Below are 24798 nucleotides of genomic sequence, written 5' to 3' on the forward strand. Positions count from 1 at the left end.
GCGTGTTTCAAGACGTTATTCGTAGTGGCCGGGAAAGCTGTGGCAGTCGATCATCGCATGCTGCCGTAGTTGCCTCCCCGCCACGTATTCCTTGGACCACGCCACCCGATGAGTGGCGAATGAGGACTTTATGAGCAAGACCAACGCATCCCTGATGAAACGCCGCGAAGCCGCTGTACCGCGTGGTGTTGGCCAGATTCACCCGATCTTCGCCGAATCCGCGAAGAACGCCACCGTGACCGACGTTGAAGGTCGCGAGTTCATCGACTTCGCCGGCGGTATCGCCGTGCTGAACACCGGCCACGTGCACCCGAAAATCATCGCCGCCGTGACCGAGCAACTGAACAAGCTGACTCACACCTGCTTCCAGGTGCTGGCTTATGAGCCTTACGTGGAGCTGTGCGAAAAGATCAACGCCAAGGTGCCAGGTGATTTCGCCAAGAAAACCCTGCTGGTCACCACCGGTTCCGAAGCGGTCGAAAACGCCGTGAAAATCGCCCGCGCCGCCACTGGCCGTGCTGGCGTAATCGCGTTTACCGGCGCTTACCACGGCCGCACCATGATGACCTTGGGCCTCACTGGTAAAGTCGTGCCGTACTCGGCCGGCATGGGCCTGATGCCAGGCGGGGTGTTCCGCGCACTGTTCCCGAACGAACTGCACGGCGTGAGCGATGACGATGCCATCGCCAGCATCGAACGCATCTTCAAAAACGATGCCGAGCCGCGTGATATCGCTGCCATCATCATCGAGCCGGTGCAGGGCGAAGGCGGTTTCTACGTCGCGCCTAAATCCTTCATGAAGCGCCTGCGCGAACTGTGCGACAAGCACGGCATCCTGCTGATCGCCGACGAAGTGCAAACCGGTGCCGGCCGTACCGGTACGTTCTTCGCCATGGAACAGATGGGCGTGGCTGCCGACCTGACCACCTTCGCCAAATCCATCGCTGGCGGCTTCCCGCTGGCCGGTGTGTGCGGCAAGGCTGAATACATGGACGCCATTGCGCCAGGCGGCCTGGGCGGCACTTATGCCGGTAGCCCGATTGCTTGCGCTGCTGCGCTGGCGGTGATGGAAGTGTTCGAAGAAGAGCACCTGCTGGACCGCTGCAAGGCGGTTGGCGAGCGCTTGGTGACGGGCCTCAAAGCCATTCAAGCCAAGTACCCGGTGATCGGCGAAGTGCGTGCCCTGGGCGCGATGATCGCGGTGGAGCTGTTCGAAGACGGCGACAGCCACAAGCCAAACGCCGCTGCCGTGGCTTCCGTGGTGGCCAAGGCGCGTGACAAGGGCCTGATCCTGCTGTCTTGCGGCACCTACGGCAACGTGTTGCGCGTACTGGTCCCGCTGACCTCGCCGGACGAGCAGTTGGACAAAGGCTTGGCGATCATCGAAGAGTGCTTCTCCGAGCTGTAAGCGGAGGCTGACGTGATCGACAGAAAAAACCCGCCTCGGCGGGTTTTTTTGTGCCCGCTGCAGCACATTCAGGCCATGTTCATTGTACGCAGGCGGCGTGATTGTCTAAGGTGCAAGTATTGCCGATGGAGCGTGCTGGATGACTGCTGTTGATTTACCCGCTGTACCCCGCGTGTTGATTGCCGAGGCGGACCCTTGGTCGCGGGACCTGCTCAAGCAAGTGTTGTTGAATGTGCGCTGCGACGCGCGGCTGGATGTGTGTGCCGATGGCCAGGAAGCGGCCACGCTGTTGCGAGACAAAACCTATGACCTGATCCTGGCGGATTGGGAGCTGCCGGGCGTCGATGGCCTGAGCCTGCTGCGCAGCGTGCGCCAGAAGCGCCGTTCGCTGCCGTTTATTCTGCTGAGCAGTCGCAATGACAGCGCCAGCGTGCGCGAAGCCTTGCCCCTGGCGCCCACGGCGTATCTGACCAAACCCCTGAACATGGAAGGCCTGACCCAGCGCCTGCAAGACCTGCTGCTCGATGAAGGCGAAAGTGTGTATTGCGAGATACCGCCGCTGGCGCCCGGTATGGCCTTGCCAGTGTTCCTGGAACGCCGCCGCGACGTCTGTGATGGTGCGCCGCTGCGGGTCGATGTGAAAGCCGCCGTGCAACACAGCCTGGCGCCGGACGGCCTGGACCTCAAGCAACTGGAAGATCAGGTAAAAACCGACCCGCAAATCACCGCTGTGCTGATCGCCGCCGCCAACAGCGCCGGCCATCACGGCACGCCGGTACAGACCCTGGCCGCTGCACTGCAAAAGCTCGCCGCCGGGCAGAGCATGAACCTGATCCTGGGCCTGGCGCTCAAGCACAACGTGGTGCTGGGTGACCCGGCGTTGGTGGCCTACGCCGAGCGCCACTGGCAGCTGTCCCAGGACACCGCCGACTACGGCCGCCGCCTGGCGCGCATGCTCGAACTGGACCACGAACGTTGCTACTGCGCGGGCATTCTGCATCGGCTGGGTGACTTGGCGTTGTTACGCTGCCTGGAAGACTGGCGCCTGGGTGGCGGGGCGCTGGATGACGAGGCAATCGGTGAGTCCCTCGACACCTTTGGCGCCGCCTATGGCTCGGCGTTGCGCACGCGCTGGCGCTTGCCGCTGGAGTTGCGGCAGTTGATTGCGGCGACCTATTCACTCGAGGGTGGGGTGTATTCGCGCGACGCGCTGGTGGTGAACCTGGCGGCGCAAATGGCGCGTCTGACCGAGCATGAAGGGTTGGAAGCGCTGGCCAAGAGCAAGACGGCCAGGTTACTCAAGGTGGGCTTGTCGGAGCTGACGCGGGTGCGCAAAACCTAGCTGGCAACGAAGTTCAGGTCTGGGAGCGGGCTTGTGTGGGAGCCGGGCTTGCCCGCGATAGCATCAACTCGGTACCCCTGATAGACCGAGGTGCCGGCATCGCAGGCAAGCCAGCTCCCACACAAGCCAGCTCCCAACCAGGCCGGTTCCCATTGCTTGATCGAGTTCTAGCCCTCTATGACGCGGTTTTTGCCTTGGCGCTTGGCCTCGTACATCGCGGCATCGGCCCGTGCGAACAGGCTGTCCAGGGTTGAGTCGTCTTCACGCAGGTTGGCCAGGCCTTGGCTGACGGTCACGGTAAACTCCCGGCCTTCATAGCTGAAACTCAGGGCCTGGATTTCCTTGCCGAGCCGTTCGGCTACCTGCAACGCCATGTGCGGCGCACAGCCAGGCAGTACCGCAGCGAACTCTTCGCCGCCAATGCGCCCGAACAGGTCGCCACGGCGCAGCACGCCGCGACCGCTCTCGGCGATACGCCGCAGCACCTGGTCGCCTTCCAGGTGGCCGTAGCTGTCGTTGACGTCTTTGAAGTCATCGATGTCCAGCAGCAGGAACGCCAGCGGGGCGCCTTGGGCGCAGGCGCTGTCGAACGCCTGGTTGGCGCATTCGAAAAAGTGCCTGCGGTTGCTGCTTTGGGTCAGCACATCAGTGGTGGCGAGTCGGTGCAGCTCCAACTCCATGTGCTTTTTTTCGGTGATGTCTTCGGCCATGCCCACCACAATCAACGGCTTGCCGGGTTCGACTTGTTGGTTGATATAGCACTTGTCGCTCAGCCAGCGAATCTGCCCGTCGGCGGTGATGATGCGGTACTCGCGGTCCTCCACGGCGCCGTCTTCCAGCACGCGGGCCAGGCTGTGTTCGGCGTAGTCGAGGTCTTCGGGGTGAATGCTGTTGCGCCATTCGCGGTGGTCGGCGAGCAGTAAACCTGCGGATCGGCCAAACACCCGCTCGTAGGCCGGGCTCACGTACAACACACGCCGGGTTTCCCAATCGATGGCCCACAGCACGGCATTCACGCTGACCAGCAGTGAACTGAGCAGTTGTTCACGCTCACTCAGCCGTTCGACTTCACCTTGGGCATGCATCAGCGCCAGCAGAGTGGCCGCCGCAGCCGGGCGTGGGTGCTCAGCGACGGGCGCATCGGTTGAATAAGGCTTTTCGGGAACCATCGGCACAACTCTCTCTGGGCTCGCCGCAGGATGGAGCAGCGGTCAGTGCAAGGGCCACCATGATGGCGAAGTGTTCCTTGAGAGAGGGGATTTGCGGTGAAGTTCCGTGAACGGGCTGACTAAGAAATGGCGTCAGAAACCAGTATGCAGAGCGCGGGCTTACTGTGGCGAGCAGGCTTGCCCTGCGTTGGGGCGCGCAGCGGCCCCAATAAAAACACCGCGTTCTGCCAGGCAGGGCGCGGTGTTTGGTTTCAGGGCTGCTTCGCAGCCCAACGCAGGGCAAGCCTGCTCGCCACAGCAAGCCCGCTCACCACGAGACCGTGTCAGACCGCTGCAGGGCGCAGCGAGTAGGTCTTCAGTTGGTGGGCAAAATCGCGCAGGGACTGAATACCGCTGGCCTCAGCCTCATGCACCCATTCCTTGATCGCGGCCAACATGTCATGGCCATTGGTGCTGGTCTTCAGCCAGATCTGCTGCAGCGCCAGGCGCTTCTCGTAGATCACGGTCAGCGCGTGGCTGTGTTCGAGCATGCTCTGGATGCGCACGTGGTGGCGGTCATCCAGCAGGCTGGTTTCACGTGACAACAGGCGCTTGGCGCGGTGGAACTGGTGGCGTACCGAATGATCGACCTTTTCCAGCTCCTGCTTGACCAGTGGGCCAATCACCAACTTGCGGTACTGGGCCATGATCTGGAAGCGGTTGTTGAGGATCGCCATGGCGGTGTCCATGTCCAGGTGGCCTTTGCCTTCCACGCGGTGCGCGATCGGCGCGACGCGCTGCACCTTGGCCAGCCGCAGGAAGCTGAACACTTTGATCCACGCCCAACCCAGGTCGAACTCCCACTTCTTCACCGACAGCTTGGCCGAGTTCGGGTAAGTGTGGTGGTTATTGTGCAGCTCTTCGCCGCCGACAATGATGCCCCACGGCACCAGGTTGGTGGCGGCGTCACGGCACTCAAAGTTGCGATAACCGACCGCATGGCCAAGGCCGTTGATCACACCGGCGGCCCAGAACGGGATCCACATCATCTGGATCGCCCAGATGGTGATGCCAATGGTGCCGAACAGCAGCAGGTCGATGACCCCCATGATCGCCACGCCCAGCAGCGGGTATGGCGTATAGATTTTGCGTTCGATCCAGTCGTCCGGGCAGTTTTTGCCGTAGATGCGCAGGGTCTCGGGGTTCTCGGCCTCGGCGCGGTACAGCTCGGCGCCTTTGCGCAGCACGGTGGACAAACCCTTGATGACCGGGCTGTGCGGGTCGTCGACGGTTTCGCACTTGGCGTGGTGCTTGCGGTGGATGGCGGTCCACTCGCGGGTGTTCTGCGCCGTGGTCAGCCACAGCCAGAAGCGGAAGAAGTGTTTCAGGCCGGCATTGAGCTCCAGGGAGCGATGGGCTGAATAACGGTGCAGATAGACCGTGACCCCAACAATGGTCACGTGGGTCATCAACAGCGTGACTGCCACCAGTTGCCAGGCTGACAGGTCAAGAAAACCGTTGTACCACATAGGCTGTATGGCCCTCAGATAAAGAAAAAAACAGCTCACGCATTATCACTAAGCCTACAGAGAAAACCAGCCGCCCTTTCAGATAGGAGTGACTGGATGTTTCTTATTCTATAATCCGCAGCGTTTGTAGGGCGATTTTGTTTTTTGGGTAAGGATTACTGACCATATGCTGTTTTCGTACCGAGGTGCCCTGCGGGTGGGGCTGGTATACCTGCTGGTTTCAATTGTGTGGCTCCAGCTCAGCAACCACCTATTGATCAACTTTCTCGATGACCCGAGGCAGTTAGGACGTTGGTTGCAGGTGCGCGGTTATGTGTGGGTGGCCCTCAGCGCGTTGGCCATTTACCTGATCTGTGCCCGTTTTGCCCGCACCCATCGATTGCAGCAACCTTTGAAAGAAAACCATGAACGCCTGCAACAGGCTGCCGCCGTGTTCGATTGCACCCGTGAAGGCGTACTGGTCACCGACGCCCAAGGGCTGATCGTGCATGTGAACCGTGCATTTATGGAGATCACCGGTTACAGCCGTGAGGACGTGATGGGCGAACGGCCGAGCCTGTTCAAGTCCGGACGCCATTCGTCGAATTTTTATCAACAGATGTTCCAGACCCTCGAACGCACCGGCGAGTGGAGCGGCGAAATCTGGAACCGGCGTAAGAGCGGTGAGATTTATCCACAGTGGCAAACCATCCGAGTTATCCACAATGACCAGGGCAAGGTCAGCCATTACGTCGCGGTGTTTTCCGACATCAGCGCCATCAAGGACTCCGAGCACGAACTGGCGCACCTGGCCCACCACGACCCGCTCACCGACTTGCCCAACCGCCTGCTGTTCACCGACCGCGCCGAGCAGGCGCTGGCCTCGGCGCAAGTGCACAAACGCGGCTGCGCGTTGCTGTTGATGGACCTGGACCACTTCAAGATCATCAACGACAGCCTCGGCCATAATGTCGGTGACCAGCTGCTCAAGGCCGTTGGCGAGCGGTTAAAGGGCCTGTTCGGCCCCGGCGTGACCCTGGCGCGCCTCGGTGGCGATGAGTTCGCCGTGCTGGCCGAAAGTTGTCCACAGGTGGTGCAGGCTGCCGCGCTGGCACAGCGCATGCTCGATGCGATGAAAGAGCCGTTTGTGTTCGACGGCAACCAGTTGTTTATCAGCGCCAGCATCGGAATCAGTCTGTTTCCCAGTGATGCCCTGAGCGCCGAACAACTGCTGCGCAATGCCGACTCCGCGCTGTTCAAAGCCAAGAGCGCCGGCCGCGAAGGTTATGCGCTGTACACCGAAGAACTGACGGCCCACGCCCAGCACCGCGTGGAAATCGCCAGCGAACTGCGCCGCGCCCTCGATCAGCAAGAGCTGCGTGTGTACTACCAGCCCGTGCACGACCTGCAAGACAGCCGCCTGGTCGGCGTCGAAGCCCTGGTGCGCTGGCAACACCCTGAGCGCGGCCTGGTGCCGCCGGGTGAATTTATCCCGATTGCCGAGCGCACCGGGCTGATTGCCGATATCGACGCCTGGGTGATGGACCAGGCCTGCCGCCAGATGGGCCAATGGCTGGCCGATGGCGCGCCGTTGAGCTTTATTGCGGTGAATGTTTCAAGCCGTTTGTTTGCCCGGCGTGAACTGTATGAGCAAGTCGCCCAGGTGCTGCACACCACCGGCCTTGACCCGGCTTACCTGGAGCTGGAGGTCACCGAAAGCGCTGTGATGGAAGACCCCGAAGTCGCCCTTGAGCAATTGCACCGCCTGCGCGAGCTGGGCCTGCGCCTTGCGATCGACGACTTTGGCACCGGTTATTCGTCATTGCTGCGCCTCAAGCGCTTGCCGGTGCAGAAGCTCAAGATCGACCAGGGCTTTGTCGCCGGCTTGCCGTGGGATGAAGACGACGCGGCGATTGTGCGCGTGGTGATCGCGTTGGCAAAAAGCATGGGCATGCAGGTGCATGCTGAAGGCATTGAGCAGGTGGAGCAGGCAAGGTTCTTGTTGGCGCAGGAATGTGATCTGGGCCAAGGGTACTGGTTTGGCCGGCCGGTGCCAGCGCAAGAAATGGATTGGGCCAGGGCACCCTCTATCCGCATGTGAAATGCAGGCCAATGTGGGAGCCGGGCTTGCCCGCGATGAGGCAGTATCAGTCGAAACATCAGTGCCTGACACACCGCGATCGCGGGCAAGCCCGGCTCCCACAGGGTTTAGCGGTGCTTGGGTAGCAGTATTTTCCAGGCCAAAACCTTCGCAACCCCACGTCCTGTCAGAAAATTCTTTCTGGTTATATAAACATTCTTAAATAGTATTTTTAAGAATATCCGCGCTTATCTACTATCGCCCTCACGCCGCAAGCAGTGCCGCCACTGCCAGGCACTATTCATTTCAGGAGCGAGACCATGAGCGCATCTCTACGTAGCGTCGACGGCCAGGACGAAGCAGCCATTTTGCGTGAGATCCAGAGCGCCTTGCGCGACCTGCGGTTTGGCGCGGTGGAAATCACTGTGCACAACGCCCAAGTGGTACAGATCGAACGCAAGGAAAAATTCCGTTTGCAGAACCCCGGTAACAAACCGAGCTAAGCAACAACGGCGATTCGCATGCTAGACCCGCAACTATAAGAAAAAGCCAACACCCAAGAATTATCAGGAGCTTCTATGTCGTCGATTCGCCGTTACGCCCTGGCCGCACTGGCCAGCGCCGTGTTTGCCGGTTCCGCCGTTGCCAAGGACTACGAGTTGCTCAACGTCTCGTATGACCCGACCCGTGAGCTGTACCAGGACTACAACGCTGAATTCACCAGCTACTGGAAACAGTCCCACCCTGGCGACAACGTGAAGATCCAGCAATCCCACGGTGGCTCGGGCAAGCAAGGCCGTGCGGTGATCGACGGCTTGCGCGCCGACGTAGTGACCCTGGCCCTGGCTGGCGACATCGATGAAATCGCCAAACTGGGCAAGACCCTGCCGGAAAACTGGCAAACCCGCCTGCCGGATGCGAGCACTCCGTACACCTCGACCATCGTGTTCCTGGTGCGCAAGGGCAACCCTAAAGGCATCAAGGACTGGGGCGACCTGATCAAGAAAGACGTTTCCGTTATCACGCCTAACCCGAAAACCTCCGGCGGTGCGCGCTGGAACTTCCTCGCCGCGTGGGCCTACGGCCTTAAATCCGGCGGCAGCGAAGCCAAGGCCCAGGAATACGTAAAAGAGCTGTTCAAGCACGTGCCGATCCTCGACACCGGCGCTCGCGGTTCGACCATCACCTTCGTCAACAACGGTCAGGGTGACGTGTTGCTGGCGTGGGAAAACGAGGCGTTCCTGGCACTCAAAGAAGACGGCGGCGCCGACAAGTTCGATATCGTCGTGCCGTCCCTGTCGATCCTCGCGGAGCCGCCAGTGGCCGTGGTCGACAAAAACGCCGAGAAAAAGGGCAATACCGAGATCGCCACCGAATACCTCAAGCACCTGTACAGCCCGGCTGGCCAGGAGATTGCGGCGAAGAACTTCTACCGCCCACGCGATGCAAAAGTGGCCGCCAAATACGCCCAGCAGTTCCCGAAACTGGACCTGGTGACTATCGACAAAGACTTCGGTGGCTGGAAAACTGCCCAACCGAAATTCTTTAACGACGGTGGCGTGTTCGACCAGATCTACACGGCGCAGTAAGCCAAATTACCTGTAGGAGCCCGCCTTTCGGCGGGGGCCGGCTTGTGTGGGAGCTGGCTTGCCTGCGATAGCATCACCAAGGTGTGACTGACACACCGAGGTGCCTGCATCGCAGGCAAGCCAGCTCCCACAGAAAGGCAGTGGTGTTTACCCTTTAACCAAGGACTCTTATGTCGCGTCGTATTTCCCCCGTCATACCCGGCTTCGGGCTGACGCTGGGCTACACCGTGGTGTACCTCAGCCTGATCGTACTCATCCCCCTGGCGGCGATGTTTGTACATGCCGCTCAACTCACTTGGGATCAGTTCTGGGCCATCATTACCGCACCGCGGGTGCTGGCGGCGTTAAAACTGAGCTTCGGCACCGCGTTCGTCGCGGCGATCATCAACGGCGTGATCGGCACACTGCTGGCCTGGGTGCTGGTGCGTTACACCTTCCCTGGCCGCAAGGTCATCGATGCGATGATCGACTTGCCGTTTGCCCTGCCCACCGCAGTGGCCGGTATTGCCCTCACTGCGCTGTACGCACCGGCAGGCCTGGTCGGGCAATTCGCAACCGACCTGGGCTTTAAAATCGCCTACACCCCAGTCGGCATCACCCTGGCTTTGACCTTCGTCACCTTGCCCTTTGTGGTGCGTACGGTGCAGCCGGTACTGGCCGATATCCCGCGTGAAATCGAAGAAGCCGCCGCCTGCCTGGGCGCCAAGCCCTTGCAGGTGTTCCGCTACATCCTCGTACCCGCATTGCTGCCCGCCTGGCTGACCGGCTTCGCGCTGGCCTTCGCCCGTGGCGTGGGTGAGTACGGTTCGGTGATCTTCATCGCCGGCAACATGCCGATGAAAACCGAGATCCTGCCGTTGCTGATCATGGTCAAGCTCGACCAATACGACTACCGCGGTGCCACCTCCATTGGCGTGTTGATGCTGGTGGTTTCCTTTGTCTTGCTGCTGCTGATCAACTTGTTGCAGCGGCGCATCGAACGTCCATAAGGAGGCGCGGAGCATGTCCCAATCGTCTATTTCCGCTGCAGCCTCGGCCAATGCTGCCCGGCGTGGCAGCGCGGTGTCGCGACGCATCCTGATCGGCCTGGGCTGGCTGGTGTTCTTCCTGTTCCTGCTGCTGCCGCTGTTTATCGTGGTGTCCCAGGGTTTGAAGAATGGCCTCGGCGCGTTCTTCACGGCGATCCTTGAGCCGGACGCGCTGTCGGCGCTCAAGCTCACGGTGATCGCCGTGGTGATTTCGGTGCCGCTCAACCTGGTGTTCGGCGTCAGTGCCGCGTGGTGTGTGAGCAAGTACTCGTTCCGTGGCAAGAGCATTCTGGTCACGCTGATCGACCTGCCGTTCTCGGTGTCGCCGGTGATCGCGGGCCTGGTCTACGTGCTGATGTTCGGCGCCCAGGGCTTCTTCGGCCCGTGGCTGCAAGACCATGACATCCAGATCGTGTTCGCCTTGCCGGGCATTGTGCTGGCGACCATCTTCGTGACGGTGCCGTTCGTGGCCCGTGAACTGATCCCGTTGATGCAGGAGCAGGGCACCCAGGAAGAAGAAGCCGCACGCCTGTTGGGCGCCAATGGCTGGCAGATGTTCTGGCACGTGACCGTGCCGAACATCAAGTGGGGCCTGATCTACGGCGTGGTGTTGTGTACCGCGCGGGCGATGGGTGAATTCGGCGCGGTGTCGGTGGTGTCCGGCCACATTCGCGGCGTGACCAACACCTTGCCGCTGCACGTCGAGATCCTCTACAACGAATACAACCATGTCGCCGCGTTTGCCGTCGCGAGCCTGTTGCTGATCCTGGCGCTCTTCATCCTGCTGCTCAAGCAGTGGAGCGAGAACCGTATCAACCGCCTGCGCAACAGCGCCGGTGAGGAATAAGTCATGTCGATCGAAGTCCGTAATGTCAGCAAGAACTTCAACGCCTTCAAGGCCCTGAACAGCATCAATCTGGACATCCAGAGTGGCGAGCTGGTGGCGTTGCTGGGCCCGTCCGGCTGCGGCAAGACCACCTTGCTGCGCATCATTGCAGGCCTGGAAACCCCGGACGCCGGCAGCATCGTGTTCCACGGCGAAGACGTGTCCGGCCACGACGTGCGTGATCGCAACGTCGGCTTTGTGTTCCAGCACTACGCGCTGTTCCGCCACATGACCGTGTTCGACAACGTTGCCTTCGGCCTGCGCATGAAGCCGAAAAACCAGCGCCCGAGCGAAAGCCAGATTGCGGTCAAAGTGCATGAACTGCTGAATATGGTGCAGCTTGATTGGCTGTCGGATCGCTACCCGGAACAACTCTCCGGTGGCCAGCGTCAGCGTATCGCCCTGGCGCGCGCCCTGGCGGTAGAACCCAAGGTGCTGCTGCTGGATGAACCCTTCGGTGCCCTCGACGCCAAGGTGCGTAAAGAGCTGCGCCGCTGGCTGGCGCGCCTGCACGAAGATATCAACCTCACCTCGGTGTTCGTGACCCACGACCAGGAAGAGGCCATGGAAGTCGCCGACCGTATCGTGGTGATGAACAAGGGCGTGATCGAGCAGATCGGCTCACCGGGCGAAGTCTACGAAAACCCGGCCAGCGATTTTGTGTATCACTTCCTCGGTGATTCCAACCGTCTGCACTTGGGCGAAGACAAGCACGTGCTGTTCCGCCCGCATGAAGTGTCGCTGTCGCGCCATGAGCTGGAAGATCACCACGCCGCGCAAGTGCGCGATATTCGCCCGCTCGGCGCCACCACACGGGTGACGCTCAAGGTCGAAGGCCAAAGCGAGTTGATCGAGGCCGAAGTGGTCAAAGACCACGACAGCCTGACCGGTTTGGCGCGTGGCGAGACCTTGTTCTTCAAGCCCAAGGTCTGGCAAAAAGCCTGACCCTCAGATCGTTCACTCTGCGTGGGAACGATCATGTGGGAGCTGGCTTGCCTGCGATAGCATCACTACGGTGTGACTGATACACCGAGGTGCCTGTATCGCAGGCAAGCCAGCTCCCACATTCAGACCTTGCTTGGCTTCAGATCGCGGCGTTCTACCGGGCCGGACCGCGCCTCAATCTGCTCTTTAAGTTCCTGCCGCAACCCCAGCAAAAACGCCAGCTCCGCCACCACAAACAACGGCCCCACAATCAATCCCGACACATCATCCACAAACGCCGGCTTCCTGCCTTCGTAATAGTGCCCGACAAACTGAATCACCCAGCCCACCACAAACATACCGATGCCGCTGCTCAGCCATACCAGCGTGCTCTGTGCCGCCAGCGCATGCCCGGCCCATACCGACAAGCCCATCAACAGCGTCATCAGCAGGCCCAGCGCCAGTTCCAGGCGCAAGTAGAACCATGCCGAAAACAGCGCGAGTAGCACTGCCGGAGATATCCACAGGCTGCCGATTGCCCATTCAGGGCGCGACAGCAGCACCGCCACGGCGACCACAATCAACGGGATGCCGATAAAGTGGCTGGCGATATTGCGGGGGTCGCGGTGGTAGGCGGCGTATTGGCTGAGGTGGTCGACGAGGCTTTTCATTGTTGTTCCTCCTGTAGGATGCTTGATCATGCCCTGTCCGCCTGTGACTGACTGTCAGCTGGGCGACAATCTTCGGAGTGCTCATGGACACAGAGAAATGGCGTACTCGCTTGGCCTCTGGCCACTGGTTCAGCCACCTGCCTGAGCCTTTTCAGCATAGCCTGCTGGCCCACGCCCGGCAGCGGCAGCTGGCGGCGGGGCAGTACCTGTTCAAGCGTGGCGACCCACCCTGTGGCCTGTACGCGGTGCTCGACGGCGCCTTGCGCATCAGCGCGGTGAATGAGCACGGCAAGGAAGCACTGTTGAGCCTGGTGGAGTCACCCTTCTGGCTGGGTGAGATTTGCCTGTTCGACGGCCTGCCACGCACCCACGACGCCTGCGCCGTCGGGCCGTGCACGCTGCTGCAGGTGCCACAACAGGCGTTGCTCAGTATCCTCAATGAAAGCCCGCAGTACTGGCGCGACCTGGCGTTGTTGATGAGCCAGAAGCTGCGCCTGAGTTTTATCAATATCGAGCAATTGAGCCTGATGCCGGCGTCGGTGCGCCTGGCCCATCGTCTGTTGATGATCGTCGAGGGTTACGGCGAGGCCGAGTCTTCAAAAAGCGTGCTGCAACTGCCCCAGGAAGACCTGGCCGCCATGCTGAGCCTGTCACGCCAGACCACCAACGCCTTGCTCAAGGACCTGCAGGCCCAAGGCATCGTGCGCCTGGGCTACGGCGAGATCGAAATCCTCGACGCCCGGCGACTGCGTGAGGCGGCGCACACCTGAGGGTGTTAGCCTGCAAGCCTGATTAATCGAGGTGTGTTATGCGCGTGCTGTTAGTGGAACATGAATCCGAAGAGGCACAGCGGATGGCCCAGGGCTTGAACGAGGCCAGTTACAGCGTCGAAGTCGCGGCCAATGGCATGGCGGCGTTGCGTTTCGTGGAAAGCACCGAGTACGACCTGGTGATCCTGGATGTGATGCTGCCGGGCCTGAATGCCTGGAAGTTGCAGCAGGCGATTCGGTTGAAGGGTGAGACACCCGTGCTGTTCCTGACCACGCCCGGTGGCATTGAAGACCGCTTGCGTGGGTTGGAACTGCATGAGGATGATTATTTGCTCAAGCCGTTTGATGCCAAGGTGCTGGTGGCGCGGGTGAAAAAACTCTTGCGGCGTGGTCGCTGAGCCACCGCTATCGCAGGCAAGCCAGCTCCCACAGTTGGAATGCATTGCCCTGTGGGAGCCGGGCTTGCCCGCGATGAGGCCCTACCTAACGCAACCCATCGCGAAACTGCCCCGGCGTCATCCCCGTCCAGCGCTTGAACGCTCGGCTGAAACTGCTGGTATCGGCAAACCCAAGCAAATAACTGATCTCGGCCAATGAGCAGTGCGGATCGCGCAGGTGCAGCAGCGCCAGGTTCTCGCGGCACTCATTGAGCAACGCATCAAACCGACAGCCTTCATCCGCCAAATGCCGCTGCAAGCTACGCAGACTCAGGTGCAACGCCTGGGCGATGCGCTCGGCACTCGGCTCGCCCTCCGGCAATTGTTCCTCGATCGCCCTGCGCACCTTGCGTTCCCAGGTCAGCGGTTGCAGCTGGGCCAGGGTGCGCTTGAGCACGGTTTCATTGTGCTCGGCCAACTCGGGGTTGGCGTCGTCCAGGTGGCTGTCGAAGTCCTGGGCGGAAAATTCAAGTCGGTCTTCCTCGGCATCGAAAAACACCGGTGCGCGAAACACCGTGTGCCAGGGTTTTGGATCCACCGGTTCCGGCCGCCGCAGGTACACCGCCAACGGCGCGTAATCACGGCCCAGGCGATTACGGCAGGTGCGCACATAGATCGCTGCAAACGCATCAATCGCTTCTGGCGCCGGTGCCGGACTGTCCGCAGGTTGCAGCAGACGAAAGCGGTAACGCTCACCCTCTCGGCTAAGCTCCAGCGTCAGGGCATCGCTGACCACTTGGTGATACCGCACGATGCGCTCGAACACCTCACGCAAACTGCCGCTGGCCACCAGCGCATAACCCAGCGCATGAAAGGTGGTCGGGCTCACAAACCGCGACACGCGCAAGCCGATCGCCGGGTCGCCACTGGCCTGCACTGCCAGCGCCCACAGGCGTGTGGTGGCCGACAGCGGGTAGCGTGCGTTGGGGTCGTCCATCTGCTGCGGGTCGAGCCCGGCCTCGATGCACAGCGCGGCGCTGTCCAGGTTGAGGGCGTCGAGCTGCTTGCGCAGGGCGCGGGTCCAACTGGCGAGAGACGTGGGTTCAGTCATGGTGATTGGCGCTTGCGGTCAACAGGTTGGCGTCCGGGGCTAGCGTCCCGCCCGATCGCTTGGGGCAGGATGGACGTATCACTTAACAAGAGGATGGGAGCATGGACGGTACTTCTGCAAGTCCCCAACAGATGAATGCGCAACAGCGCTCGGCAAAAATCCGCGAAGTGGTGCTCGCCGAGGGCGTGCGGTTGCGCCAACAGCACCCCTGGCTGCTGCATCAGGATGCGTTGGGCGCGGGCATCCTGGCCTTTGCCTTGCTCGGCATGCTCGGCTCGGCGGCGCTCTATATCACCGGCCATATGGCTTGGTGGGCATGTTTGCTGCTCAACGCTTTCCTCGCTTCGCTGACCCACGAGCTGGAACACGACCTGATCCACAGCATGTACTTTCGCAAGCAACGTGTGCCACACAACCTGATGATGGGCCTGGTGTGGCTGGCGCGGCCGAGCACCATCAACCCGTGGATACGCCGGCATTTGCACCTTAACCACCACAAGGTGTCCGGCACCGAAACCGATATGGAAGAGCGCGCCATTACCAATGGCGAGCCGTGGGGGTTCGCGCGGTTGCTGATGGTGGGCGATAACGTGATGTCGGCGTTTATCCGCATGCTGCGGGCCAAGACCTGGAGCCACAAACTCAAGATCCTCAAACGCTCGCTGCTGGTGTACGCACCGCTGGCGCTGCTGCATTGGGGCGCGTGGTATGTGTTCCTGGGCTTTCATGCCGCCAATGGCATCGCCAGCCTGATGGGCGCGCCAATCCAGTGGTCCGCCGGTACCTTGCAGATGATGCAGGTGATTGATATCGCCGCCGTGGTGATCATCGGTCCTAACGTGCTGCGCACCTTTTGCCTGCACTTTGTCAGCTCCAACATGCACTATTACGGCGATGTGGAACTGGGCAACGTGATCCAGCAAACCCAGGTGCTCAACCCGTGGTGGATGTGGCCGTTGCAGGCGTTTTGCTTCAACTTCGGCAGCACTCACGGCATCCACCATTTTGTGGTGAAGGAGCCGTTCTACATCCGTCAGATGACCGCCAAGGTGGCCCACAAGGTGATGCGCGAGATGGGCGTGCGCTTCAATGATATCGGCACGTTTACCCGCGCCAATCGGCTTGAGCGCCAGGAACGGCCGGACGCTGAGCTGGCATTCAGCAAGCAATAAACGCCAGCGGCAGGTCGCGAATCTGTTCGCGCAGCGGCGGCTGATAGTGGCCGTCGCTGATCAGTTCATGCAGCAGCTCTTCGCGCAGTTGGTGGAACTCGAAGCTGCTGCGTTGGCGTGGGTGGGGCAGGGCGATGTCCACCACCTGTTTGATGCGCCCTGGCCGCGGCTCCATCACCACCACGCGGTCGGCTAGGAAAATCGCTTCTTCCACATCGTGGGTCACCAGCACCGTGGTGATTTTGGCGCGGGCGCGAATTGCCAACAGCTCGTCCTGCATCTGCTGGCGGGTCAACGCATCGAGGGCGCCGAACGGCTCGTCGAGCAATAGAATGCGCGGGCTGGCCACCAGGCCACGGGCGATTGCCACACGTTGCGCCATGCCGCCGGACAGCTGATGCGGATAAGCGCGGGTAAAGTCGGTAAGGCCCACCAATTCGATAAAGTCACCGATGCGCCGGTTGCGCTCGGCCTCGCTCAACGGCTCGTTGACCAGGCCCAGGCCGATGTTTTCCGCGACGGTCAGCCAGGGGAATAACCGGTGCTCCTGGAACACGATGCCGCGTTCGCCGCCGATGCCCTTTACGGCATGGCCGTCCACCCGGATCTCGCCACGAAACTGCGTATCCAGCCCCACCAGCAGGCGCAGTAGCGTAGATTTGCCGCAGCCACTGGAACCCACAATCGCCACGAACTCGCCTTCGGCAATGTCCAGGTTGAATTCGCGAATCGCCTCCAGCTCAAAGCCGTCGACGTCAAAGGTCTTGCCCACATGGTTGAAGCTGACGATAGGTGCGTTCATGCGTGTCTCCAGCGCGTGGCGCGGGTTTCGATGCGTTGGCCGATAAGGTTGAGCGTGGCGCCGGTGAGGCCCACCAGCAGCATGCCGCTCATGATCAAATCCATTCGCAGCAGCTGTTGGGCGCCGATCATCAGGCTGCCGATGCCGCCGTTGGATGGCATGAAATATTCCGCGCCGATGGTGCCCAGCCAGGCATAGATCAGGCTCAGGCGCAGGCCGGCGAAGATCCCCGCCGCCGCGCCCGGCAGCACCAGACGGCGCAGGCGCTGGAACAGGTTCAGGCGTAGCACTTGCGCGGCTTCGCGCAGCTGTGGAGACAGGTTCAACACGCTGCGTTGGGTGGCGATAAACAGCGGAAAAAACGCCGCCAGGGCGATAAACACCGACTTGGCCAATTCACCCAGGCCGAACCAGGCGGTGAGTAATGGCACCCAGGCGAAAATCGCGATCTGGCGCAGCGCGGCCAGCGTCGGCCCGAGCACTCGCTCGCTGCGTCGCGACAAACCCAGCCACAAACCCATGGCAAACCCCAGGCTGGCGCCGAGCAACAAGCCTCCCAGCGTGCGGCCGAGGCTTTTGCCCAAGGCGCCGGACAGGCTGCCATCCAGCACACCCGCGCCGGTGGTTTGCAGCACGGCCCATGGGCTGACCAGAATATTCGGGTCCACCCAAGCGAGATCCGTCGCCACCTGCCACAACGCCAGCAAGAGCAGCGGCAACAACCACGGTTGCAGGCGTTGCCACCCCTCATAACGCGGGCCGCGGCGAATCTGCGCAGTGGCCGGGTGCGGCCAGTGCGCCCATTTGCGGTCCAGCCAGCCGATGCCGCGATCCATCACCACGCCCAGCACACCGATGACCACGATGCACACGAAGACAATATCGAGCATGAACAACTGGCGTGCCCAGACCATCAGGTAGCCGATGCCTTCGCTGGAGGCCAGCAGTTCCACGGTCAGCAACGAGGTCCAGCCCGCCGCCAGCGCCAGGCGCACACCGGCCATGAAGGCTGGCAACGCAGCGGGCAGGATCAGCCGACGAATCAGCAGGTGCGTGGGCAGGCGCAGCACGCGGGCGGCTTCACGCAGGTTGGGTTGCGCGTCACGCACACCGACCAGTGTGTGCAAGGTAACGGGCACCACAATCGCCTTCACCAGCACCACCAGTTTCAAGGTCTCGCCGATGCCGAAAAACACCATGAACAATGGGATCCAGGCCAGGGTCGGCACTTGCGACAACGCGCTGAACGTGGGGAACACCAGGCGTTCGGCGCGCGCGCTGAAACCTAATAGCGCACCCAATACGGCTCCCGCGCCGATACCGGCCAACAGCCCCCAGAACAAGCGCTGCAAGCTGATCGCCAGGTTGCTCCATAGCTCGCCGCCGGCCAGCTCTACGGCGCTGCTCCACACCAGCGACGGCGCGGGCAAAATTTGTTCGCTCATCCACTGATTACGGCTGGCCAACCACCACAGCGCAAACAGTGCCAGCGGCAACAGCCAGGGCAGCAGACGCTCACCGAGCAAGGGCCAGCGCGGAGCGGGGGCTGAAAGAGGCAGGCTCAACTGTGAAGTGCGGGCCATAGCGGACCTCCCTCGGCGTTATGTGATTTCGATCTTATAAAAACGGAATCAAGATGATTGTGAGATAAGAAAAATCATTTAAAGCCTCTGCCTGGCACGCATCCAATGCATTCGAAGAATATTTTTGATGCTGTTTATGCATACGCCGCTGGAGCCAGCGTTTCTGCTCGCATAGTCCAAAAAGCTATTAAATTGTGAATTTATAGTATTTAAAGTTTTGCTCGGGCTGTGCCTACTTTCTGCTCCCCAGGCGACCGTCGCCCACCAGGAGCTGCGCTTATGAAACTGCCCTTCAAACGTCTGATCAGCCTGTTCGCGGGCACCGCGCTGGCCGGGTTGGTACACGCTGCCGACCTCAAGGAAATCCGCATCGCCGTGCCCGACCTGAGTGCCGGCAGCCAGCACAGCGGCGGCGGTATAACGGATGTATTGCGCGAGCAGCAGATCTTCGAAAAGGCCTTTGCCGACCAAGGCATCAAGATTCAGTGGAATTACTTCAAGGGCGCAGGTCCTGTGATCAATGAAGCCTTCGCCAATGGCCAGGTGGACCTGGCCTACCTGGGCGATCTGGCGGCGATCATCGGTCGCTCCAATGGGCTGGACACGCGTTTGCTCAGCGCCACGGCACGTGACGTCAAGCAGTACCTGGGCGTGGTGCCGGGCTCGGGGATCAAGACCCTGCAAGACCTCAAGGGCAAACGTGTGGCGGTGTTCCGTGGCACGGCCAGCCAGTTGTCGTTCGACAGTGCATTGGCCAGCCAGGGCTTGAATGAAAAGGACCTGAAGGTCATCAACCTGGATTTCAACGCGGCGGGCGCGGCATTGGCCGCCAAGCAGATTGATGCGACCTGGGGCGGTTCGAACCTGACGGCGTTGCAGGCCAAAGGGCTGGCGGAAATACCGCTCACCACCAAGGACCTCGGCGGCGCCGGCAGCGTCCAGGCGGTGCTGGTGGGCAGCAAACAGTTCGTCGAAGAACACCCCGACGCGGTAGCCAAGTTGCTCAAGGCCCAGCGGCAAGCGGTGCAGTGGTTGACCACCGACAGCAACAAGCAGGCCTATATCGAGCTAGTGTCGGGGCGAGCCAGTTACCCACCGGTGATCCTGACCAACGACTTGAAAGACCAGCAGCTCAGCGAGATTTTCCCGGCGACGCTGGACCCGGTGTTCCTCGGCAAGTTGCAGGGCGCGGTGGATTTGGCGTCCAAGGAGCGGCTGATTCGCAAGTCGTTTCAGGTGAGTGACTGGGTGGCGCCGAACCTGGCGGCGGCGGGGCTCTGAGGTTTTTGGTGGCTGGGATATTGCTATCGCAGGCAAGCCAGCTCCCACAGGGGAATGCATTCCAACTGTGGGAGCTGGCTTGCCTGCGATGAGGCCCGTCAAACCGCCACACTCACCTCCTGCCTGTCGACCTCCACCAATGTCTCGATCATCGCCTTGGCCGCCGGCGACAACCTCGCTCCCGTGCGGCTGACAATCCCACAACGCGCGCTCATGGTCTCCATGTTCTGCGGCAGGTTGCGCCAGTGCAGCAGCACCAGCGAACCCTGTGCGATGTCCTCGGCAAAAGCTTCCTCGGTGCCCACGCCGATGGCGTTCGATTGCAGCACGATTTTTACCAGCGCCGGGAAGTGTTCAGTCTGAATGCTGGGTGAAAAGTCCATGCGCCCACTCAGGTTCGCCAGCAGTTTACGAATGCCCTGAGAGATCAGCGGCGAGGCCAGCGGGTAGTCGAACATGTCGTTGGTCGACAGGCTGTCCTTGGCCAGTAACGGGTGGCCTGGGCGGCAGAAAAACACGCCGCGCTTGGGCGTCAATGCGCGGGTCTGGAAGTTCGGGTCGGCCTCGAACTGGCGGATATCGGCGATAAAGAATTCGATCTCTTCACGACTCAAGGCGCGGCTGAGTTTCTCCCAGTTATCCACCTGGAAGCTGGTGCGGATTTTCGGGTGCGCGCCAATAAAACGCGCCACCGCGTCCGGCACCAGTTTTACTGCTGGCGCCGGGCCGCAACCAAAGCGCAGGTCGCCGGCGTCGAGCTTGGTCATGCGCGTGACTTCACTGCTCAGCAGCGCAGCGCCGTGTACCAGGGTCAAGGCATGTTGCAGCACCACCTGGCCTTCTGGCGTAGGGCGCAAGTCCTTGTGGCCACGGTCGACCAGTACGCAGCCGAACTCCTGTTCGAGCCCCTGGATGCTGCGGCTGAACGCCGGTTGGGTGATGCCCATGGCGTCGGCTGCGCGCACGAAACTGCGGTGTTCGTTGAGGGCGATGAAGTACCGAAGTTGGCGAAGATCCATATGCTTTCCCGGCATTTGAAAAATAGGTCGAAGGCATTTGCGACCGTGGGAGCTGAGGTTTTAAATGCAAGCTCTTATTCCGTCAACGAAGCATTGATTCATTTGCTAGATCTAAATTGCATATGAATAGAGCGTTGCAGGAAAGCATCCCACCATCAGCAGGCACATGAGGGTCATCACAATGAGCAACGCCGCATTAGCTGTTCAACCCGTCGCCCAGGCGCTCGACATCCACCCGGTGGCTGGCCGCATCGGCGCCGAGATCCGTGGCATCAAACTCTCCGGTGACCTGGATGCCGCCACCGTCGAGGCCATCCAGCACGCACTGGTGCAGTACAAAGTGATCTTTTTCCGCGAGCAAACCCACCTCGATGACCAGAGCCAGGAAGCCTTCGCGCACCTGCTCGGCGAGCCGATCGCACACCCGACGGTGCCGGTGCGCGACGGCACGCGCTTCCTGTTGGAGCTGGACGGTGCCCGTGGCCAGCGCGCCAGTTCCTGGCACACCGACGTGACCTTCGTCGACGCCTACCCGAAGGCATCGATCCTGCGGTCGGTACTGGCGCCAAAATCCGGTGGCGACACGGTGTGGGCCAACACGGCCGCCGCCTACAACGACCTCAGCGCCGACCTGCGCGCACTCGCCGACAACCTGTGGGCCGTGCACAGCAACGAGTACGACTACGCCGGGCGCAAGCCGGATGTGTCGCTGGAAAAGCTTGAGGAGTACCGCAAAATCTTTACTTCCACCGTGTATGAAACCGAGCACCCAGTGGTGCGTGTACATCCGGTCAGCGGTGAAAAAACCTTGCTGCTGGGGCACTTCGTCAAACGGCTCAAAGGCTATTCCCAGACCGAATCGGCGCAGCTGTTCAACCTGCTGCAGGGCCACGTCACCCGCCTGGAAAACACCGTGCGCTGGCGCTGGAACACCGGCGACGTGGCGATTTGGGACAACCGCGCCACTCAGCATTACGCGGTGGACGACTACGGCACCCAGGAACGCATCGTGCGTCGAGTGACGCTCAAGGGCGATGTGCCGGTGAGTGTGCAAGGGCAGCGCAGCCAGACCACCAAAGGCCTCTAAGCCAGGTTGGAGATTAAACAATGTGGGAGCTGGCTTGCCTGCGATGCAGGCACCTCGGTGTATGAGTCACACCGAGGCGATGCTATCGCAGCGGTGCGACGATTCGACAAGCCAGCTCCCACATTAGTTTTTTGTGTGTTTACCAGACGCCGATTTTCACTACCTTTTCCGCCTCAGGCTCACCGTACCGGAACCACTGGCCACGCGAATCAACCTCCGCATGGCTGATGGTCGTACGCCGCTTCAACCCACGCAGCCATTCGAACAAATACCCCAAGTGCGTCTCGCGCACCGCCGCATACGCCGGGTCCTCGCCCAAGTCGTGTACTTCCTGCGGGTCATTTTCCAGGTCAAACAGCTGTGGACGAAAGCCGTCATAGGCCAGGTATTTCCAACGCTCACTGCGCACCATGGTCATGCGGCAGCGGTCGATGGGCTGCGCCAAACGCTCACGGGCTGGGGCCTGGAAGGCATAGTCGTATTCAGCGATGGCGTAGTTGCGCCAGGTGATGGGTTCGCCGTGCAGCAGCGGGATCAGCGAGCGGCCTTCAAGGCGATGGTCTGCGGCCGGCAAGCCCAGGGCATCGAGGAACGTTGGCAGGGCGTCGATGGTTTCTACCAGGCGCTCATCCACCGCGCCACGGCTGATATCGGCACTGGCACGCGGGTCGCGCACGATCAGTGGAATACCCACCGCAGGCTCCAGCAGAAACTCTTTTTCGCCGAGGAAGTGGTCGCCGAGGAAGTCGCCATGGTCACTGGTGAACACGATCAATGTGTCATCCCAGCGGCCGTTGCTTTGCAGAAAATCGAACAGACGCCCGAGTTGATCATCGACTTGTTTGATCAGGCCCATGTAGGTCGGAACCACTGTGAGCCGCACTTCATCACGGGAAAAATTCACGCTTTCCTGATGCTGACGGAAAGCCTGGTAGACCGGATGATCACTGGTTTGCGCAGGCTGAATCGGCGCCTGGATATGCTCGGCGCCATACAGCGCGTGGTACGGCGCCGGAGCGATGTAGGGCCAGTGCGGCTTGATGTAAGACAGGTGCAAACACCACGGCTGCTCGCCTTGTTCAGCGATAAAGTCGATGGCGCGGTCGGTGGTGTAGACGGTTTCCGAATGCTCCTCGGCGACGCGTGCGGGTAGCCCCGCGTTGCGCATATGCCAGCCGCTGAGCACTTCGCCGTTTTCACCGGCTGCAGCGTTGGCCCATTCATGCCACGGGTTTGTGCCGTCGTAGCCGTGCTCGCGCAGGTACTGAGTGTAGGGCGCGGACTCGCGTTTTTCCGCGAACAGGGGGCTGTCGGGGTAGATGCCGTCATGGCGCAAATAAGCGTCGAAACCCACCTCATTGAAAGGCTCGGCCTGCTGGCTGTCGGGGTCGATATTCAGGCGCTGCAAGGCCTCAAGGTTCGGCGTGGCGTGGGTCTTGCCCACCAGCGCGGTGCGGATGCCATGGGGGCGCAGGTAGTCGCCGATGGTCAGCTCTTCCAAGGGCAACGGCACCGCGTTCCAGGCCACCTGATGGCTGCTGACATAGCGCCCGGTGTACGCCGACATCCGCGACGGCCCGCAAATGGTGCCTTGGGTGTAGGCGCGGCTGAAGCGCACGCCAGCGGCGGCGAGACGGTCGATATTGGGCGTGTGCAAATGCGCGTGGCCGTAGCACGACAGGTAATCGCGGCGCAGTTGATCGCACATGATGTAGAGCACGTTGCGCACGGGTTGGGAGTTGGACATGAGGCTTCACCGGACTGAGGACAGGTGAAGGTTTTCGCTGTTCGGGTGGTGGGCTGGCAAGTGCATTTGAGGACTGGGTTTTATGCAGGGAATGCATGGGTGTTGCTACTGGCGCTATCGCAGGCAAGCCAGCTCCCACACTTGAAATGCGTACCCCTGTGGGAGCTGGCTTGCCTGCGATAACGCCCGCTCAGACAGCGAGATTTTCCAGGGCACACACATCCTCATCCAGCTCATCGATCTGCTTGATCTGCTCAATCATCGCCTCCGCCAACGGCGACAGCCGATACCCCGCCCGACTGACAATCCCGTAGCGCGTATAGCGCTCCTCCAAGTCCTCCGCCAGCCCATCAATCTTCAAACACACCAACTCACCCCGCGCCATGTGCAGCACATCGCTGTTGGCGCTGACGATGCCGATCGCATCCGAGCGCAGCACCACGCCCATCAGGCTGTAGCCGTTTTCGCATTCCACATTGGGCAGGTAATCCGGCCGGCCGCTGAGGTCGACGATGACCTTGCGCAGGTTCGGCGGGCGAATCGTCACCGCCAGCGGGTAGCTCATCAGCTCGCCGGCGCTGACGCTTTCGCGCTTGGCCAGCGGGTGCCCGGCGCGACAGCAGAAGTACCAGCGCCGCGCACGCAGGCGGTGGGTGTGGTAGTCCGGGTTGGCTTCGAAGTGGCGGGTGTCGGCGACGAAAAATTCGAACTCTTCGCTGAGCAGGCGCTTGCTCAAACTTTGCCAGTCATCCACCTGGAACTGCACGCGGGCCTTGGGGTAGCGCCCGATAAAACTGCCGATGGCACGCGGGATCAACCCGGCAGCGGGCGCCGGGCCACAGCCGAAGCGCAGTTCACCGGCTTCCAGGCCATTGAACTGGCTGATCTCGTTGGCCAGTTGTTGGGCGCCGCTGACCAGGCGCCGTGCATGTTCGAGCAGCACCTGGCCTTGTTTGGTCGGCGCCAGGTCCTTGCGGCCACGGTCCACCAACTGGCAACCGGCACTGTGTTCCAGCGCCTGGATGCTGCGACTGAACGCCGACTGCGACAGGTTCACGGCCAACGCCGCCGCGACAAAACTGCGTTGTTCGGCAAGGGCAATGAAGTGGCGAAGTTGGCGCAAGTCGATATGCATTTTTCACATCAAAAATATCCGGGAAATGCATTGGCTATGCATTAGGTCGACTCCTTATAAAGGCTATCTCTTATGCAGTAAATGTTCGTAAAAACATAAATAAATAACCTATTGGAATATTGGATGAACA

At 61.0% G+C, this 24798-nt stretch carries 22 protein-coding genes; 13 read left to right on the forward strand and 9 right to left on the reverse strand.

All coding sequences use genetic code 11. The features are described 5' to 3' along the window. Window positions 1-130 precede the first annotated feature (130 nt). Complete coding sequence (gene gabT, locus GIW28_RS08760; protein ID WP_012721619.1) at window positions 131-1408, forward strand: 4-aminobutyrate--2-oxoglutarate transaminase; 1278 nt, start codon at window positions 131-133, stop codon at window positions 1406-1408. Window positions 1409-1547: 139 nt separating this feature from the next. After that, entirely contained in the window at window positions 1548-2750 is a 1203-nt protein-coding gene (locus GIW28_RS08765) for an HDOD domain-containing protein (RefSeq protein WP_099549553.1), read from the forward strand. A 167-nt stretch (window positions 2751-2917) separates the two neighbouring features. Here GIW28_RS08765 and GIW28_RS08770 read toward each other — a convergent pair whose 3' ends face one another. After that, window positions 2918-3919 (reverse strand): sensor domain-containing diguanylate cyclase, encoded by a 1002-nt coding sequence (locus GIW28_RS08770; protein WP_236446156.1) that lies wholly within the window; start codon window positions 3917-3919, stop codon window positions 2918-2920. Between the two features lie 323 nt (window positions 3920-4242). Next, window positions 4243-5427 carry a delta-9 fatty acid desaturase DesA gene (gene desA / locus GIW28_RS08775; protein WP_017136693.1) on the reverse strand — a complete coding sequence of 395 codons (1185 nt, stop codon included), beginning with the start codon at window positions 5425-5427 and terminating at the stop codon, window positions 4243-4245. 166 nt (window positions 5428-5593) lie between these two features. On the opposite strand from desA, the gene dibA reads away from it, so the two are divergent. From dibA to GIW28_RS08805, 6 genes are all read left to right on the forward strand, one after another. Beyond that, entirely contained in the window at window positions 5594-7507 is a 1914-nt protein-coding gene (gene dibA / locus GIW28_RS08780; protein WP_236446154.1) for a phosphodiesterase DibA, read from the forward strand. 299 nt (window positions 7508-7806) lie between these two features. Further along, window positions 7807-7989 (forward strand): sulfur starvation response protein OscA, encoded by a 183-nt coding sequence (gene oscA, locus GIW28_RS08785; RefSeq protein WP_003170956.1) that lies wholly within the window; start codon window positions 7807-7809, stop codon window positions 7987-7989. A 75-nt stretch (window positions 7990-8064) separates the two neighbouring features. Beyond that, window positions 8065-9075, forward strand: a complete 1011-nt coding sequence (locus GIW28_RS08790) for a sulfate ABC transporter substrate-binding protein (RefSeq protein WP_003170959.1) — start codon at window positions 8065-8067, stop codon at window positions 9073-9075. A 170-nt stretch (window positions 9076-9245) separates the two neighbouring features. Continuing rightward, window positions 9246-10064: a sulfate ABC transporter permease subunit CysT gene (cysT, locus tag GIW28_RS08795; RefSeq protein ID WP_236446152.1), complete on the forward strand. Its 819-nt coding sequence runs from the start codon at window positions 9246-9248 to the stop codon at window positions 10062-10064. Between the two features lie 13 nt (window positions 10065-10077). Beyond that, window positions 10078-10950, forward strand: a complete 873-nt coding sequence (cysW, locus tag GIW28_RS08800) for a sulfate ABC transporter permease subunit CysW (RefSeq protein WP_138451201.1) — start codon at window positions 10078-10080, stop codon at window positions 10948-10950. Between the two features lie 3 nt (window positions 10951-10953). Further along, window positions 10954-11934 carry a sulfate/molybdate ABC transporter ATP-binding protein gene (locus GIW28_RS08805; protein ID WP_017136697.1) on the forward strand — a complete coding sequence of 327 codons (981 nt, stop codon included), beginning with the start codon at window positions 10954-10956 and terminating at the stop codon, window positions 11932-11934. 122 nt (window positions 11935-12056) lie between these two features. Here GIW28_RS08805 and GIW28_RS08810 read toward each other — a convergent pair whose 3' ends face one another. Then, the gene (locus tag GIW28_RS08810; protein ID WP_017136698.1) at window positions 12057-12584 is read right to left on the reverse strand and encodes an Mpo1 family 2-hydroxy fatty acid dioxygenase; all 528 of its coding nucleotides are present in this window, start codon (window positions 12582-12584) and stop codon (window positions 12057-12059) included. Between the two features lie 83 nt (window positions 12585-12667). On the opposite strand from GIW28_RS08810, the gene GIW28_RS08815 reads away from it, so the two are divergent. Then, the gene (locus GIW28_RS08815; RefSeq protein ID WP_169986705.1) at window positions 12668-13354 is read left to right on the forward strand and encodes a Crp/Fnr family transcriptional regulator; all 687 of its coding nucleotides are present in this window, start codon (window positions 12668-12670) and stop codon (window positions 13352-13354) included. A gap of 38 nt (window positions 13355-13392) precedes the next feature. After that, window positions 13393-13752 carry a response regulator gene (locus tag GIW28_RS08820; protein ID WP_017136700.1) on the forward strand — a complete coding sequence of 120 codons (360 nt, stop codon included), beginning with the start codon at window positions 13393-13395 and terminating at the stop codon, window positions 13750-13752. Between the two features lie 85 nt (window positions 13753-13837). Here GIW28_RS08820 and GIW28_RS08825 read toward each other — a convergent pair whose 3' ends face one another. Continuing rightward, window positions 13838-14842 (reverse strand): AraC family transcriptional regulator, encoded by a 1005-nt coding sequence (locus GIW28_RS08825; protein WP_099549546.1) that lies wholly within the window; start codon window positions 14840-14842, stop codon window positions 13838-13840. 101 nt (window positions 14843-14943) lie between these two features. Here GIW28_RS08825 and GIW28_RS08830 point away from each other — a divergent pair, with 101 nt between their 5' ends. Further along, window positions 14944-16014 (forward strand): fatty acid desaturase, encoded by a 1071-nt coding sequence (locus GIW28_RS08830; RefSeq protein ID WP_026013676.1) that lies wholly within the window; start codon window positions 14944-14946, stop codon window positions 16012-16014. Here the strand turns inward: GIW28_RS08830 and GIW28_RS08835 are convergent. Together GIW28_RS08835 and GIW28_RS08840 are read right to left on the reverse strand one after the other, a co-directional pair. Then, complete coding sequence (locus GIW28_RS08835) at window positions 16001-16816, reverse strand: ABC transporter ATP-binding protein (protein WP_017136703.1); 816 nt, start codon at window positions 16814-16816, stop codon at window positions 16001-16003. The two genes, GIW28_RS08830 and GIW28_RS08835, sit on opposite strands and share 14 nt — an antisense overlap. Further along, the gene (locus GIW28_RS08840) at window positions 16813-18399 is read right to left on the reverse strand and encodes an ABC transporter permease (RefSeq protein ID WP_236446151.1); all 1587 of its coding nucleotides are present in this window, start codon (window positions 18397-18399) and stop codon (window positions 16813-16815) included. The genes GIW28_RS08835 and GIW28_RS08840 overlap by 4 nt, the downstream gene beginning before the upstream one ends. A gap of 279 nt (window positions 18400-18678) precedes the next feature. Here GIW28_RS08840 and GIW28_RS08845 point away from each other — a divergent pair, with 279 nt between their 5' ends. Next, window positions 18679-19680 carry an ABC transporter substrate-binding protein gene (locus GIW28_RS08845; RefSeq protein WP_236446148.1) on the forward strand — a complete coding sequence of 334 codons (1002 nt, stop codon included), beginning with the start codon at window positions 18679-18681 and terminating at the stop codon, window positions 19678-19680. 98 nt (window positions 19681-19778) lie between these two features. Here GIW28_RS08845 and GIW28_RS08850 read toward each other — a convergent pair whose 3' ends face one another. Further along, window positions 19779-20699 carry a LysR family transcriptional regulator gene (locus GIW28_RS08850; RefSeq protein ID WP_236459097.1) on the reverse strand — a complete coding sequence of 307 codons (921 nt, stop codon included), beginning with the start codon at window positions 20697-20699 and terminating at the stop codon, window positions 19779-19781. A 181-nt stretch (window positions 20700-20880) separates the two neighbouring features. Between GIW28_RS08850 and GIW28_RS08855 the strand changes: the two genes are divergently transcribed. Then, window positions 20881-21786 (forward strand): TauD/TfdA dioxygenase family protein, encoded by a 906-nt coding sequence (locus GIW28_RS08855; RefSeq protein WP_236446187.1) that lies wholly within the window; start codon window positions 20881-20883, stop codon window positions 21784-21786. 139 nt (window positions 21787-21925) lie between these two features. On the opposite strand, the gene GIW28_RS08860 is transcribed toward GIW28_RS08855, so the two are convergent. Together GIW28_RS08860 and GIW28_RS08865 are read right to left on the reverse strand one after the other, a co-directional pair. Beyond that, complete coding sequence (locus GIW28_RS08860) at window positions 21926-23533, reverse strand: alkaline phosphatase family protein (protein ID WP_099549542.1); 1608 nt, start codon at window positions 23531-23533, stop codon at window positions 21926-21928. Between the two features lie 190 nt (window positions 23534-23723). Further along, window positions 23724-24668 carry a LysR family transcriptional regulator gene (locus tag GIW28_RS08865; protein WP_169986699.1) on the reverse strand — a complete coding sequence of 315 codons (945 nt, stop codon included), beginning with the start codon at window positions 24666-24668 and terminating at the stop codon, window positions 23724-23726. Window positions 24669-24798: the final 130 nt, after the last annotated feature.

Origin of the sequence: Pseudomonas sp. PA-5-4B, from assembly GCF_021606215.1 — a bacterium.
GTDB classification, from domain to species: Bacteria; Pseudomonadota; Gammaproteobacteria; order Pseudomonadales; family Pseudomonadaceae; genus Aquipseudomonas; species Aquipseudomonas edaphica.

Coding starts and splice junctions, on each gene's coding strand:
- gabT (WP_012721619.1), top strand. CDS start 131: ATGAGCAAGACCAACGCATCCCTGATGAAACGCCGCGAAGCCGCTGTA.
- GIW28_RS08765 (WP_099549553.1), top strand. CDS start 1,548: ATGACTGCTGTTGATTTACCCGCTGTACCCCGCGTGTTGATTGCCGAG.
- GIW28_RS08770 (WP_236446156.1), bottom strand. CDS start 3,919: ATGGTTCCCGAAAAGCCTTATTCAACCGATGCGCCCGTCGCTGAGCAC.
- desA (WP_017136693.1), bottom strand. CDS start 5,427: ATGTGGTACAACGGTTTTCTTGACCTGTCAGCCTGGCAACTGGTGGCA.
- dibA (WP_236446154.1), top strand. CDS start 5,594: ATGCTGTTTTCGTACCGAGGTGCCCTGCGGGTGGGGCTGGTATACCTG.
- oscA (WP_003170956.1), top strand. CDS start 7,807: ATGAGCGCATCTCTACGTAGCGTCGACGGCCAGGACGAAGCAGCCATT.
- GIW28_RS08790 (WP_003170959.1), top strand. CDS start 8,065: ATGTCGTCGATTCGCCGTTACGCCCTGGCCGCACTGGCCAGCGCCGTG.
- cysT (WP_236446152.1), top strand. CDS start 9,246: ATGTCGCGTCGTATTTCCCCCGTCATACCCGGCTTCGGGCTGACGCTG.
- cysW (WP_138451201.1), top strand. CDS start 10,078: ATGTCCCAATCGTCTATTTCCGCTGCAGCCTCGGCCAATGCTGCCCGG.
- GIW28_RS08805 (WP_017136697.1), top strand. CDS start 10,954: ATGTCGATCGAAGTCCGTAATGTCAGCAAGAACTTCAACGCCTTCAAG.
- GIW28_RS08810 (WP_017136698.1), bottom strand. CDS start 12,584: ATGAAAAGCCTCGTCGACCACCTCAGCCAATACGCCGCCTACCACCGC.
- GIW28_RS08815 (WP_169986705.1), top strand. CDS start 12,668: ATGGACACAGAGAAATGGCGTACTCGCTTGGCCTCTGGCCACTGGTTC.
- GIW28_RS08820 (WP_017136700.1), top strand. CDS start 13,393: ATGCGCGTGCTGTTAGTGGAACATGAATCCGAAGAGGCACAGCGGATG.
- GIW28_RS08825 (WP_099549546.1), bottom strand. CDS start 14,842: ATGACTGAACCCACGTCTCTCGCCAGTTGGACCCGCGCCCTGCGCAAG.
- GIW28_RS08830 (WP_026013676.1), top strand. CDS start 14,944: ATGGACGGTACTTCTGCAAGTCCCCAACAGATGAATGCGCAACAGCGC.
- GIW28_RS08835 (WP_017136703.1), bottom strand. CDS start 16,816: ATGAACGCACCTATCGTCAGCTTCAACCATGTGGGCAAGACCTTTGAC.
- GIW28_RS08840 (WP_236446151.1), bottom strand. CDS start 18,399: ATGGCCCGCACTTCACAGTTGAGCCTGCCTCTTTCAGCCCCCGCTCCG.
- GIW28_RS08845 (WP_236446148.1), top strand. CDS start 18,679: ATGAAACTGCCCTTCAAACGTCTGATCAGCCTGTTCGCGGGCACCGCG.
- GIW28_RS08850 (WP_236459097.1), bottom strand. CDS start 20,699: ATGGATCTTCGCCAACTTCGGTACTTCATCGCCCTCAACGAACACCGC.
- GIW28_RS08855 (WP_236446187.1), top strand. CDS start 20,881: ATGAGCAACGCCGCATTAGCTGTTCAACCCGTCGCCCAGGCGCTCGAC.
- GIW28_RS08860 (WP_099549542.1), bottom strand. CDS start 23,533: ATGTCCAACTCCCAACCCGTGCGCAACGTGCTCTACATCATGTGCGAT.
- GIW28_RS08865 (WP_169986699.1), bottom strand. CDS start 24,668: ATGCATATCGACTTGCGCCAACTTCGCCACTTCATTGCCCTTGCCGAA.